This is a genomic window from Vibrio sp. 970, assembly GCF_033339075.1.
This window is the reverse complement of sequence record NZ_JAWOTW010000001.1, coordinates 351837-365847: the sequence shown is the minus strand read 5'-3', so window position 1 is coordinate 365847 and position 14011 is coordinate 351837. Positions and strand designations below refer to the sequence as shown.

The following is a 14011-nucleotide window of genomic DNA, read 5'->3' as shown; positions in this document are numbered from 1 at the left end:
CTTTCGTTACGACTATTTGTCTTCAAATCGAAGTGCGAGCTGATAGAAATCTTGTACTTGGTCTTTCAACTGTCGGCTATTTTGCTCAACTGAATGTGTTGCTGCCAAGTTTTGTTCTGCGGTCGAAGCAATAGAATGAATGTGCTGGTTTACATCACTAGATAGCTTTAACTGGTTATTCGCCGCTTCTGCTACATCAACCATCAGCCCACTCATGGTTTGCATCATCTGTTCAACTTCAGACAAACGCAACGCGCTTTGTTCTGCTACTTGAGAACAGGCATCGGTTTGCTCTTTGTTTGCCAGAATATCTTTCTGCCAACTTTGAATCGTTGCCAACATAGTGGAGATAGAAGCTTGGATTTGTTCAGTTGCATTGGATGTACGCCCAGAAAGCGCGCGGACCTCATCAGCTACAACAGCAAAACCACGACCTTGCTCCCCTGCTCTTGCCGCTTCAATCGCCGCGTTGAGTGCCAGTAAATTGGTTTGCTCTGCGATCCCACCAATCTCTTCCATCAAATGGTTCACCTTCTGTGCCTGATCACTCAGTTGATACGTCGTTTCCGTCGCTTTTTCAGCTTGAAGGCTTAACTTCGCTAGATTGGTGTGCGTTTGATCGATGGTCTCCTTCGCCATCAAGCATGACTTCAATGTATCATCAATCAACATATGGGCATCATTGGTACTCGAAGAAACCGAATTTGCCGACGACTCCACCTCTTGGGTAGCATCTCGCACACGATGAATATCGGTATTTTGCTGATTTAATGCAGCCGAGACTTCTGCCGTTGTTTGACTAAGCTCTTCGGCGCAATGCTGCAAAGGCAATGCGGAGTCAGTCATTCTTCCTAACACGGTTCGAATTCTTGCGGATAGCATTTTGATATGGAAATCGGCAATCGAAAATGCCGTGTTACCGGAATAGATCAAGCGACTTACGCTGTCATATTGCTTTTGTAACTTTTTAAGTTGCTGAGGTGTATCAATTAACTCTTGGCGGAATAACAGAGCCAGAACACTTGCAGGTAACGCACTTGCAAGCCAAGCCAACGGCCCTTCAACAGACAACGCATATGCGGTTGCAGGTGCGGTTAGTGCACCAAGTAGAATCGCATAGCGAATGGTTTCATTGATTTTCAACGACCAAGTTCGGCCAGACTTCTCTGCAGCACGCATGCTTTTGTAGGCTTTTGTCGCAATATCAACCCACTCTCGCTTTGGCTTCACGCGCACTGATTGATACCCAACAACATGGTTGTCTTCGTAGATAGGGGTGACATAAGCATCAACCCAATAGTAACCGCCAGACTTAGTGGAATTCTTAACCATTCCACGCCAGGCTTTACCTTGTTTAAGGCGTGCCCACATATCACCGAAAGCGGCTTTAGGCATATCATTATGACGAACTATATTGTGGTTCTGACCGACAAGTTCTTCGTGAGTGTATTCAGCAACGCGGCAAAAGGCTTCATTACAATATGTAATAACACCTTGTAAGTTCGTTGTTGAGACGAGTTCCTCAGACTCCCTCACGAGAGTTTCTTGAGCTTTATGAGAAATATTGGCTGACATAGACGAAACTTCTTTAGTTTTTATTGATTTTCGGCAAGATATATACAGGATTTTTATTTTTATTACAAAAAGTTAGATAAAAAGTCTTATCAAACCGACATTTTTATTGTGGGAATTCACATTATCGATAAAAACATAAAGAAGAGATTGTTGATTTGAGCTAATAAACAAACCCGACACGATCGGCCGGGTTATATATTAAGACTTAATTAAGCGGTTTGTGATTCTGGCTTTTTATTCGTTTTTAACGCAAACATCGCGATAACGAGTAACACAAATGGAAGAACATACAAATTAAGATTCTGCCAACCTACGGTAGACTCAAGCCAACCAGATAGTAATGCGGTAATGGTGACACAACTGAACACGAAGAATTCATTAAACGCTTGAGCCTTACTTCTGTTTTTCGCTTCATAACTTTGACTAAACAGCCCGGTGGCTGCGATAAACATAAAGTTCCACCCTATTCCTAACAAGATTAAAGCAAGGCTAAAATGCCAGATAGACACTCCATGTATGTTAATTCCAATACAAGCAACAAATAGCAATCCACCCCCTAAAATCATATTCTTAGCGCCAAACCGCTCTATCAGACGGCCCGTGACAAACGCAGGTGCAAACATACCCAACACGTGCCATTCGATCACTCCCGCCGCTTTATCAAAATCAAAGCCACAACCAATCATCGCTAAAGGAGTTGCTGTCATTAAAATGTTCATCACCGCGTACGCAACCATTGCCGCGATAACTGCCAGCATGAAATTAGGTCGACGAATAATCAGTCTCAGCTTATCCGCCTTAGCGTGTAGCGCCTGCGTGTGTGCAGGTGGAAAACGAATGGTTTGTAGCACAACCAACGCGGTTATATAAAGCACGACAAGCACAGCAAATGCACTAATGTATAAGCCATCACCTGACCACTGCTGTGAGTACACCGCCAAATTAGGTCCAAGGATCGCCGCTAACACCCCACCCGCCATAGATATCGAAATCGCCCTATGCCTTGCCGACTCTTCACACACTTCAATGGCAGCAAACCTGTATAGAGTACCGAAACCTATACCAACACCAAGCAAAAACGTAGACATGCAGAACAGATAGAAGTTTTGTTGACTTAATGCATACGTCGCTAGACTAGCACCCAAAATGCCAATGACATTACCAAGGCTAAAACCAAGGCGACGCCCTAACTTGCCCATAATTAGCGACGCGGGAATTGTCGCGGCCATCAGTCCCAAAAACTGCAGTGCAACTGGTAATGTGATAAAACTTGATGACGGCGCAAGTGTTTTGCCAATAAGGGCAATAACAGATATGAGTAAAATATTCCCTGTCATTAATAAGGCTTGGCAGAGAGATAGAAGCCATACATTACGATTCAATTCCAAATTCCTTTTGGTTACAACGTATACAGATAACATATAGGAAAGCAGAAACAATAGAAAGATATGAGAGTAATTCTCAACAAAAAGAGCCAGAGGCATAGTACCTCTGGCTCTTCACTATTCACTTTTCGCTTTTAAAAAGTTTTTCTGTTGAGCTTACTTGTTGCGGCGCGCTTTTACTGCATCAGAAAGCTGACGAAGTACCGTTTCCGTATCTTCCCAACCAATACATGCATCAGTAATCGACTGACCATAAGTGGCTGCTTTGCCATCCACTAAGTCTTGGCGACCTTCAACTAAATGAGACTCGATCATCACACCAAAAATGGCTTCTTCGCCAGCAGAGATTTGCTCGGATACATCATCAGACACCAGCATTTGACGCTTGAACTGCTTCGAGCTGTTAGCATGGCTAAAATCAATCATCACTTTTTTCGGCAGACCTGCAGTGTCCAGCTCATCTTTAATTTGAGCTACATGTGCTGCACTGTAGTTTGGTTCTTTACCGCCACGTAGAATAATATGGCAGTCTGGATTACCAGCGGTTTCTACGATCGCGGAATGACCGTATTTTGTTACTGAAAGGAAGTGATGGGAAGCGCTTGCAGAACGAATCGCGTCGCTCGCTATTTTAATATTCCCGTCTGTACCGTTTTTGAAACCTACAGGACAAGAAAGACCAGAAGCTAGCTCGCGGTGAACCTGAGATTCTGTCGTACGAGCACCGATAGCGCCCCAACTGATCAAATCCGCCACGTACTGAGGTGTGATCATATCTAAGAATTCACTTGCCGTTGGCAAGCCCATATCGGTTAGATCAAGAAGAAGTTTACGTCCGATACGTAGACCATCATTTAGCTTATAGGTGTCATTTAAGTAAGGGTCATTGATAAGGCCTTTCCAACCAACGGTTGTACGCGGCTTTTCAAAATAAACTCGCATAACAACCTCAAGCTGCTCGCCCAGTTCATCACGTAGTACTTTTAGCTTTTTACCGTACTCAACCGCGGCAGCCGGATCGTGAATAGAACACGGGCCAACGATCACGAGTAATCGATCGTCTTTTCCTTCAAGAATATTGTGAATGGCGTTACGGCAATCAAAAGTGGTCGAAGAAGCGGTTTCAGTCGCTGGGAACTTCTCTAATACTGCAACAGGTGGCAATAACTCTTTTACTCTATTTATTCTTACATCATCAGTTTGAAACATTACTTCTACTTCCTGGTTTTATTTCCGACCCCATTTTTACCAACTGAACTCATTGCAACATTGTTCACAAAGCGAGCAGCATCAAGGGCTGTGGTCATTTTCTGTCTAGCGTTTAAGTAACTTATCGGCTTAGGCGTAGACTTGCAATCAGTTTTTGCAAATAAATGCAAATAAAAACCACCTGTTAACCACCACGCACAATGTAAAGTAAAGTTTACGAAAAAAAGTTCAAAATAATCATCAATTTTCTTATGCACCAAAAAATCTTTACTACAATGTAAGAAATATCAGAAGTTTGTGAGGTATTTTTGGGTAGTAAATGTTGATCAAGTTCAAATATATTGTTGCTTGATATGAAATGATTAGAATATTAAACTAATTTCTTATAAACGCTGGTTTTTTCTAATTTTTTGATAAAACGAAGTAGAAGTTAATATGCAATCAATACAAGGAAACATTATGAACAAAGTAGCAATTGCAGTAGCAGCAGTGGTAGCTGGTAGTAGCGCGCTTTTAAACTCTGCTCAAGCTGAAATGTACATCGGGGGCAAAGTGGGCATGACTACACTTGACGACGCTTGCTATCTAAATAGCCCTTGTGATGATGAAGCGTTCGGTGCAGGACTACATATCGGTTATGACTTTACCGATATCATTGGGCTAGAGTACGGCGTAGACTTCTTAGGCGACTACAAAGCTAACTCGATGTCAGGGGCTAACACGGTTAATACGATTGACGGCAATCTAACGGCTTTAACACTTGCACCTAAATTCAACTGGCACTTAAACGACTCTTGGAATCTGTTTGCTAAGATCGGTGGTGCTTACATGATGTCTGATGACGAAACAGACTTTGTCCCAACAGGTTCTTTGGGGGCTGAATACTCGATCGATAGAAACTGGAGTGTTCGCGCTGAATACCAACGCTACCAAGACATGTCTGACGACGTGTGGGACGACATGGATGCTAACTTCTTTGGTATCGGTGTTAACTACAAATTTGCAGCAGCTCCAGTTGTTGCAGCAGTTGTAACGGAAGAAGTGATCGAGCCAGATCCAGAACCAGTGATGATGAGCAAGGTGCACAAAGAAGAGTACGGTACAGGTACGTTTGAATTCGATAGTGCTAAGTTAACAGATTCCGTTTCTGAACGTCTGGACAACTTTGTTTCATTCTTGAACGAATATCCTCAAGCTCAAGTAGAGATTACTGGTTACACGGATAGCTCAGGCCCTGCGGCATACAACCAAAAACTGTCTGAGCGTCGTGCTCAATCTGTTGCTGATTACCTAACCGCAGCTGGCATTGGTTCAGATCGTTTGACAGTTAAAGGTATGGGTGAAGAAAACCCAGTTGCTGACAACAGCACTCGCGAAGGTCGTGAGAAAAACCGTCGCGTAGAAGTTGTGGTACCTTCATTTGAATACCAAGAGCTAGTTCAACCAGAATAAGCATCTATGATTCATGATCGATGATGTGGTAAAAATTAATGGGGTGCATTTGCACCCCATTTTGATCTCATATTAAGGGATATTGCCACTATGGTTTTGGGAAAAAGATCAACTCATTATCTTGCACCATAACGCAATCCATACCAGCTGCATGCGCCGCTCGCTTCCCCAACTCAGTATCCTCGAACACAAGACACTGTGACGCCTCCAAGTCGAGTTGTTCCGCGGCCATCAAAAAGGTATCTGGAAAGGGTTTATGGTTCTCTACATCACTTGCGGTTACTACAACATCCAACTTGTCTAATAAACCTGCATGACTTAATAAGCGCATGGCACTTTCTCGTTGGCTGCCAGTACCGACTGCAATTTTCTTATGGCCTAAATATTCCTCTAACACGATGTTCGTGCAAGGAATAACGTCACCATGAAGCTCCATAGCAGCGAATGTTTCCATTTTAAATGTCGCGACAGTTTTAGGATCTAATAAAAGCTCATGCACACGATTTAGTTCCTCAACAATTTTAAAGCTCGGCATCCCTCCCAAACTGTGAAACCATTCCTGGCAAAACGGAAAATCAAAACGCTCAGCAGTTGCTTGCCAAGCAGCCAAGTGGGCTGGCATGGTATCGATTAGAGTACCATCCATATCAAATATGAATCCCTCATAGGGTCTAAAATCAATCGTGCTCATGTCTTTTCTTCTATTTGTGCATCTGTAATGTTAATTTATCAGCTCTTTCAATCGTCCTTACCGGCATTTACTTATCATGCTCAAAATTTCGAACTCCGTCACAATTCAAGAGTGGGAAATTCAATTATCCCCAATTAGAGCTCAAGGAAATGGTGGCCAGAACGTTAACAAGGTAGCGTCCGCTATACACCTGCGCTTTGATATCCGGCATTCCAGCTTACCTGACTTTTACAAAGAGCGATTACTTGCACTTTCTGATAGTCGTATAAGTAAAGATGGCGTGATCATCATCAAAGCGCAACAATTTCGGACACAAGAACAAAATAAGGAAGACGCCCTAAATCGGCTTCAAGCATTAATAAAAGCTGCCGCTTTACAGGAGAAGAAGCGTATTAAAACGAAACCAACCCGCGCTTCTCAACGCCGACGACTTGATACAAAAAACAAGCACGGAGCGAAAAAACAGCAACGTAAAAAAGTGCTGTATTAGTGCATGTCGTTTTCTCGACATGTTAGTTGAACAACGTTTGCTAGCCCTTGGAAATCTCATTGGATTTCTCTTTTTAGTTACTTATTCAGGAAACAACAATATGACTATTAGGCAAAAACTCTACTTCCTCGGAGTTATCGCCATTTTAGGCATCGTGGCCCTTTTGGGTACGTCATCCCATTTTGAAAATAAGAGCAATGACCTTAATCACGCCATCAAACTCGTTGGTGATCTAGAAATACGCTTACTCAACTTACGCAGAAATGAAAAAGATTTCCTACTACGTAGTAATGACAAATATCTAAATAAGTTTGACGCCAATGTTGACAAGTTTATAGACACAGAAAAAGAGCTTGCGAATATACTCAAGAGTAATGAATTACCTTCCAGTCAACAATTTAAGCAAGACTTGCTCGCATACCAAAGGGGCTTTCAGAATCTGGTCAGCGCTTACCAACGATACGGGCTTGATTCAAAGAGTGGGCTTCTCGCTGGTTACGAACAAGCACTATTAGAAGCAAAACAACGTTCAGACCACCAGCAGTTATTGGCATTAGTCCGTTTTGACTCTGCGGTAAAAGCAGGACTATTCAATAGTGACTTGCTTGAGGGGCAATATGCTCCTGAGCTTATCAAAACAGGTAAGCAATTGGCGGCCCAAAAGCAAGTTGTTGGGGTTGCTTATGACAAAGGCCTACTCGGTGAAACTCGCGCATTATCTCATGCCGTAGAAGAGCAATTTGAAACCTTTTCCACAGCCCTTAGCTCTGCTGCCGCACAACGTGATGAACAAATGTCGACCATAAAGCAGGTCATTACAGCTCTGATCTTAGTCGTTATTTTCGCATTGATTTGGCAAATTTCACGTTCAATCAATACGCGAGTGAATAGCTTACTTGGCACCATTCGAAGTATCAGCGAAACGAACAACATGGGACTTCGATCTGATTTGAAAGGTCAAGACGAGCTATTTGATATCAGTCATCACCTCAATGACCTATTGGATAAGCTTGAGCATCTAATTAGTAGTACCCAAGAAAAATCGGCGCAACTCACTGCAAGTACCGATAATATGCATCGTGAGTTAGAAGGCGTTATGGAGCAATTCCACACTCAAACTGACCACACTGCATCAATGGCGACGGCAGTTCAGCAAATGGTTGCCACAATAGGTGAAATCTCTGAAAGCACATCAGTTGCGGTAGAAGGCGTACATCAGGCAGCGAATAATGCCGAACAAGGTCGAGGAGTTGTTGAGGCGACGGTAACCAACATCGGTCAACTAACCACGATTTTATCAAACAGCCAGCAGTCGATTGGCTCGCTGAATCAGCATGTAGATAAAATTGGTGGTGCCGTGAACATCATCCAAGAAATAGCAGAGCAAACCAACCTACTAGCTCTCAACGCAGCAATTGAAGCCGCGCGAGCAGGCGAACAAGGCCGCGGGTTTGCAGTTGTCGCCGATGAAGTACGCGCCCTAGCTAGCCGAACTCATCAATCCACAGAGGAAATCACGCGGGTCGTTGCAGACATTCAAACTCAAATGTCTACAGTTGTTGCTGATATTGATCAATGTAACGATCAAGGGCAACAAACACTTAATGCTTCTGAAAAACTGGATTCTAGCCTACAGCAGATCATCACTGACATGCATTCAATTCAAGGTAATTCGGAGCGCATAGCTTCAGCAATTGAAGAACAAGGTATCGTTATGAACCAAGTTAGCGGTTCAATCACCGAGCTAAACGCAATATCTGAGAATAACATGCAATCCGCTCAGGAATGCTTGCACGAAGTGAACTCTGTCTCTGCTCAAGCTCATGATATGGATGAAGCCGTTGCACAATTCAAAACTGCGCTAAAATAACCCTTTTCAAAATAGAAAGCCCGAGGCAATCATCGCTTCGGGCTTTTTTTCAATTGTCACTTCGTGCTTACTGCGCACTTCGGATGTGATTATTCATCATCAAGAGGAACCAGCTTGGTGTTGCCGCCATGAACTTTCTCACGCTGCCTTTGCACCAGGGCGTAGAAGCCTGGGATCAAGAATGTACCTGCTAGAAGCACACACAATAGACCACCAATCAGCGACACGCCGAGTGAGTTTTGACTCACGTGCCCCGCACCAGCGGCAAAGATAAGCGGGAAGATACCCAGGATAAATGACCAAGATGTCATATTCACAGCGCGGAAACGTAACGTGCCTCCTTTAACCGCTGCACTATCGATATCAGCATCTTTTTCTTCACGCTCTTGCTTGGCGAACTCCACAATCAAAATTGCGTTTTTCGCCGCCAAGGCTATGAGCAAGACAAGACCAATTTGGGCATACAAGTTAAGCGGCGTGCCAGTTAGATTCAACGCAAGGAAGGAACCTAACGTTGCTACTGGGACCACCAAAATAATAGCCAGTGGAATACTCCAACTCTCATACTGAGCCACCATAAACAAGTAAATGAATATCAAAGCCAGCGCAAACGCATAAATGGCTTGGTTGCCCGCAAGCACTTCCTGATAAGCCATACCTGTCCATTCATACGTGTACCCTTGCGGAAGAACTTCAGCAGCAACGCGTTCCATTGCGGCAATCGCATCACCACTAGAGTAACCCGGAGCTGGTTGGCCTTGAATGATAGCACTGCGGTACATGTTGTAACGCCATGCCACATCAGGCTCAAACACTTGCTCGTAGCTCACTAGCGTACTTAACGGAACCATATCACCGTTCGAAGAACGAACATGGAAACGCTCTAGATCTTCCATGCTGCTACGGTGCTGGCTATCAGCTTGCATGGTTACGCGGAAGTTCTTACCAAACATGGTGAAGTCATTCACATAAAGCGAACCTAAGTTGCCTTGCAAGGTTTGGAAAATAGACGACAGCGAAATACCTAATTGCTGCGCTTTCTCACGATCGATATCAACGTAGTAGTGCGGAACATTCGCGCGGAACGTGCTAAACGTGTAGGCAATTTCAGGCGCTTGGTTAGCCGCTTGGATCATTTCTCCCATGACCATCGACAAGTCGGTACGACTTCGCCCTAGCGTGTCTTCAAGCACAAACTCAAAACCAGACGCAGCGCCCATACCTGGAACCGCCGGTGGTCCCATCGCAAAAACAACCGCTTGAGGTAACTCTGTCGCCGCTCGCCCGTTAATACGTGCCGCGATAGCATTAGCAGCGTGCTCTCCTTGCAGCGAGTTACGAGTATCCCAGTCATGCAATTTGATAAATACAGAAGCACCGTTTGATGCTGCTGCGCCTGTCATAAACGAGTAACCGTTCGCAACCGTCACACCATCCACACCAGGTTCTTCACCGATCATTTTCATTAAATCATTGGTGACTTCTTCAGTACGTGATAAAGAGGCTGAATCTGGTAGCTGTACGTTAACCAGCAAAATGCCTTTATCTTCTTGAGGAACAAACGCTGTAGAGGTGGTTTTCGCAAAGAAAGTGACCGCTGCGATAGCAACTATAAAGAACGTCACGAGCAGTAAAGACTTCTTCACCAAGAAACCAGCGATCTGGCCATAACGCGTAGTGATGCGCTCTAAGCCTCGGTTGAAAGCCTGGAACCAGTTAGCGGTATTGCCCCCACCCTGCTTCAATACCAGAGAACAAAGTGCTGGAGACAGCGTCAATGCATTGATGGATGAAATAACAACCGAAATACAGATGGTCAAAGCGAACTGGCGATACATGATACCGGTGATACCTGGCAGCATGGCGACGGGTATGAATACCGCAAGTAGAACCAAGGTCGACGTGATGATTGGTCCCGTTACTTCTTTCATCGCTAGCAACGTCGCTTTACGCGGTGAAATGGTTGGGTCTTTCGCCATGGTAGTATCGACGTTTTCGATAACCAGAATCGCATCGTCCACCACGATACCAATCGCAAGGATCAAGCCAAACAAAGTAACCGTATTAATGGTGAAGCCCGTTGCCTGCATGATGGCAAACGTACCAATCAGAGAAACGGGGATCGCGACAACAGGAATCAACGTTGCACGCGCACTACCCAAGAACAAGTAAGTTACAGCAATCACCAATAGAATCGCTTCAATCAGTGTTTTTACTACCCCTTTGATCGATTCAGATACGAACACGGTTGTATCGTAGCTGGTCTCGTACTCCATTCCCTCTGGGAAGTTTTTGCTCAAGCCTTCAAGGAGCTCCATGACGGCCTGACCACTTTCTAACGCATTCGCATCCGATTGAAGAGACAACGCAACGATTGACGCGTCCTGGCCACGGAACTTACCGTTACCATCGTAGAACTTTTTGCCTAGTTCAACGCGAGCAACATCTTTCAGATAAACCGTAGAGCCATTGGGATTAGCTCGAAGGACTACGTTCTCAAACTCACTCACGCTTTCCAAGCGACCTTTGGTCACAAGGTTAAACTGAACTTCTTGCGGATTGTTGTATGGTGCTGCACCTACACGCCCTGCCGCAACTTGAACGTTCTGTTCAGCCAAAGCGGCGTATACGTCTGACGTGGTTAGCTTAAGGTTGGCCATTTTTTCAGGATCTAACCAAACACGCATTGCGTATTCGCCACCACCAATCACGTTAACTTCACTGATACCTTTCGCACGAGCCAACTGATCTTTTACATTCAAGTTAATGTAGTTAATCAAGAACTGATCATCGTATTTGCCATCAGGTGAATAGAAGTTAAGCACCATCAGCAAGTCAGGTGAACGCTTTTTCACCGTCACACCAACCATGCGAACTTCTTGAGGCAGTTTTGACTCAATCTGTGACACGCGGTTTTGCACGTTAACTTGCGCCATATCTGGATCGGTGCCAACATCGAACGTGACGTTTAGGCTGTAAGAGCCATCGTTCGCGCTCTTTGAAGACATGTATATCATATCCTCAACGCCGTTGACTGAGGTCTCTATGGGGTCCGCAATGGCCTGCTCGACAACTTCCGCACTCGCGCCAGTGTAGTAAGCCGAAACGCTTACTGATGGTGGGCTTATCTGTGGGTACTCAGCCACTGGCAAAATCGCCAGTGAGATCGCGCCGGCTAGCGTTAATATGATCGAAATAACCAGCGCGAATTTAGGTCTCTGAATAAAGAAACGACTTAACATAGTGCCCCCTACTGCTTATCTTCAGCAGGTGCTTGAAGGCGCACTTCTACACCATTACGCACACGTTGTAGGCCTTGTGTAATAACCGTATCTTCCTGATCGAGCCCTTCTCGAATGATAATGCCTTGTTCAACCTGAGGGCCAAGCTCGACGTTACGACGCTCTGCCACACTTCCCTCAGCCATCACCATCACAAAGTCACCTTCTAAGTCAGTCTGTACGGCACGTCGTGGGATAACAATAACGTCTTTCGTGTTCTTATCTCTCAAGTTCACTTTGATGTGTTGACCCGGAAGTAACTTCTGCTCTGGGTTTGGCACTAGCGCGCGCATAGCAATCGTACCCGTTTTGGTGTCAATACGATTACCTAAGAAATCAAGCTTACCAAGATGCTCAAAAAACTGTCCATTTTCCAGTTCAAGCTGAACTTCAACGCGGTTTGATTCAGCCGAGCCATCACCTTTTACTTGATCCATACCCATAGCTAAACGCTCACGCTCACTCACACTAAATGAGGTATGAACTGGATCTAAACTCACCAGAGTTGTCAGCACGCCAGATGATGGAGAAACCAGATCACCCGTACTCACTTTGGTATCACTAATACGTCCGCTAAAAGGTGCTCGGATTTGAGTATAGGAAAGGTTAACTTCAGCAAGTTTAAGTTGAGCATTTGCCGCTTCTAGCTCTGCTCTCGCACCAAGAAGTGCCGCAGTTAAAGCATCAAACTCAGATTGAGAGATACTACCGCGAGGCAACAAGTTTTTACCTCGAGTATGATCTAATTCGGCTTTTTTTAGCGCCGCTTTAGCTTGTGCAAGTGCGGCTTTAGCACTCGCGACTTGGGCTTCAAAAGAAGATGGCTCGATAGAGTAAAGGAGCTGCCCTTTTTCTACCATTTGCCCCTCTTCAAAGTGACGAGCTTTTAAGTAGCCAGAAATCTGCGCGGTAATATTGGTATCTTCTACTGCTTCAATGCGACCGATATAAGACTTGCTCGGTTGGTAGTCGATAACCGTGACATCCTGAGTCACTACGAGAGGCGCTTGACCTTTCGTTTGGGCATTATTAGCTTCCCCGCATCCAGCGAGGATTGCTGTAGCCGCCATTAGTGCGACAAGTGGTTTCTTTTGCATGTATTTACCGTCTTTATAGAACAGGATATTGTTGAATTCCTATCAACCTTACTCCTTGCTGCCACTGAAAACTTCACTGAAAAGCGCCCAAGGTGTTTCTAAATGTAAACATGAGAAACAAAAGGAAAATAAAGTAATTTAGTTAACAGTGGTATTCAATGAGCAATATACATACAACTCAATCATAACTATTTAATATACGCCTTAGGAGATCGCGAATTTTAGCGTGTGCTTGGAAACACTAACGGGAGTATTGTATTCGGGCGTAAAGTGAGATTCAGTGCTCAAGATAAGAACGTTTTGTGGCTAAAAAGGTAAAAAGTGACGCCTTCATACTCAAGACCCCGATTTTGACTATTTTTTTAATATAAATGGGTTATCATTCAATTAATTCAACGCCTTCGACAGAGAGGATGACTATGATTTCTAAATGGGCGAAACGCTTTTACCAGATGGCAGAACTAGTGGCGTCTTGGAGTAAGGACCCATCAACACAAGTCGGTGCCGTTATTACTAAACAGAATCGCATTGTATCTGTTGGATTTAATGGCTATCCGCATGGTGTTTCTGACAGTGTCGACACCGATGAGCGCGAGTTGAAATACCTTAAAACACTGCACGCGGAAGAGAACGCAATTTTGTTCTCAAAACGTGACTTAGACGGATGTGATATTTGGGTAACGCATTTTCCTTGCCCTAACTGCGCGGCAAAGATCATTCAAACAGGGATCTCACACGTACACTGCCCTGAGCAGTCTGAAGACTTTTTATCTCGCTGGGGAGATAAAATCCAAGTCAGTCAAGATATGTTCGATCAAGCGGGTGTGAAAGTCGACTGGTTACCGCTAGAAGACATTGAAATTGAAGACAAAGACGTGCGCTAGTATCCCATCTTAATAGTTAAATAGCCCAGAGAGATCTGGGCTATTTTGTTATTAAATCTGCAAGAGGTCTCGACGTA

Annotated in this window: 11 protein-coding genes; 4 read left to right on the top strand and 7 right to left on the bottom strand. The window is 44.5% G+C overall.

Annotated elements, in window-relative coordinates; genetic code table 11:
• Positions 1–12: 12 nt before the first annotated feature.
• The 4 genes from R7Q11_RS01720 to R7Q11_RS01705 all read right to left on the bottom strand — a co-directional run bounded on the left by R7Q11_RS01720 (position 13) and on the right by R7Q11_RS01705 (position 4426).
• A complete protein-coding gene (locus R7Q11_RS01720) occupies positions 13–1575 on the bottom strand; it encodes a methyl-accepting chemotaxis protein (RefSeq protein WP_171342609.1) in 1563 nt (520 codons plus the stop codon).
• 209 nt (positions 1576–1784) lie between these two features.
• Positions 1785–2957 carry an MFS transporter gene (locus tag R7Q11_RS01715; RefSeq protein WP_171342610.1) on the bottom strand — a complete coding sequence of 391 codons (1173 nt, stop codon included), beginning with the start codon at positions 2955–2957 and terminating at the stop codon, positions 1785–1787.
• A 159-nt stretch (positions 2958–3116) separates the two neighbouring features.
• Positions 3117–4169, bottom strand: coding sequence for a 3-deoxy-7-phosphoheptulonate synthase AroG (gene aroG, locus R7Q11_RS01710; protein WP_017635200.1), 1053 nt, complete (start codon positions 4167–4169; stop codon positions 3117–3119).
• Positions 4170–4174: 5 nt separating this feature from the next.
• Positions 4175–4426: a hypothetical protein gene (locus tag R7Q11_RS01705; RefSeq protein ID WP_017819898.1), complete on the bottom strand. Its 252-nt coding sequence runs from the start codon at positions 4424–4426 to the stop codon at positions 4175–4177.
• A gap of 202 nt (positions 4427–4628) precedes the next feature.
• Between R7Q11_RS01705 and R7Q11_RS01700 the strand changes: the two genes are divergently transcribed.
• On the top strand, positions 4629–5621 hold the full coding sequence (locus R7Q11_RS01700; RefSeq protein WP_017635198.1) for an OmpA family protein: 993 nt from the start codon (positions 4629–4631) through the stop codon (positions 5619–5621).
• An 88-nt stretch (positions 5622–5709) separates the two neighbouring features.
• Here the strand turns inward: R7Q11_RS01700 and R7Q11_RS01695 are convergent, their stop codons facing one another.
• A complete protein-coding gene (locus tag R7Q11_RS01695; RefSeq protein WP_031778829.1) occupies positions 5710–6312 on the bottom strand; it encodes a beta-phosphoglucomutase family hydrolase in 603 nt (200 codons plus the stop codon).
• Positions 6313–6388: 76 nt separating this feature from the next.
• Here R7Q11_RS01695 and arfB point away from each other — a divergent pair, with 76 nt between their 5' ends.
• Together arfB and R7Q11_RS01685 are read left to right on the top strand one after the other, a co-directional pair.
• Complete coding sequence (arfB, locus tag R7Q11_RS01690) at positions 6389–6802, top strand: alternative ribosome rescue aminoacyl-tRNA hydrolase ArfB (RefSeq protein WP_017635196.1); 414 nt, start codon at positions 6389–6391, stop codon at positions 6800–6802.
• 100 nt (positions 6803–6902) lie between these two features.
• Positions 6903–8672, top strand: a complete 1770-nt coding sequence (locus R7Q11_RS01685; RefSeq protein ID WP_025767924.1) for a methyl-accepting chemotaxis protein — start codon at positions 6903–6905, stop codon at positions 8670–8672.
• An 89-nt stretch (positions 8673–8761) separates the two neighbouring features.
• Here R7Q11_RS01685 and vmeZ read toward each other — a convergent pair whose 3' ends face one another.
• Both vmeZ and vmeY read right to left on the bottom strand, forming a co-directional pair.
• On the bottom strand, positions 8762–11914 hold the full coding sequence (vmeZ, locus tag R7Q11_RS01680; protein ID WP_225466129.1) for a multidrug efflux RND transporter permease subunit VmeZ: 3153 nt from the start codon (positions 11912–11914) through the stop codon (positions 8762–8764).
• A gap of 8 nt (positions 11915–11922) precedes the next feature.
• On the bottom strand, positions 11923–13050 hold the full coding sequence (vmeY, locus tag R7Q11_RS01675; protein ID WP_017635193.1) for a multidrug efflux RND transporter periplasmic adaptor subunit VmeY: 1128 nt from the start codon (positions 13048–13050) through the stop codon (positions 11923–11925).
• A 419-nt stretch (positions 13051–13469) separates the two neighbouring features.
• On the opposite strand from vmeY, the gene R7Q11_RS01670 reads away from it, so the two are divergent.
• Positions 13470–13934 carry a dCMP deaminase family protein gene (locus tag R7Q11_RS01670; RefSeq protein ID WP_005373515.1) on the top strand — a complete coding sequence of 155 codons (465 nt, stop codon included), beginning with the start codon at positions 13470–13472 and terminating at the stop codon, positions 13932–13934.
• Positions 13935–14011 lie beyond the last annotated feature (77 nt).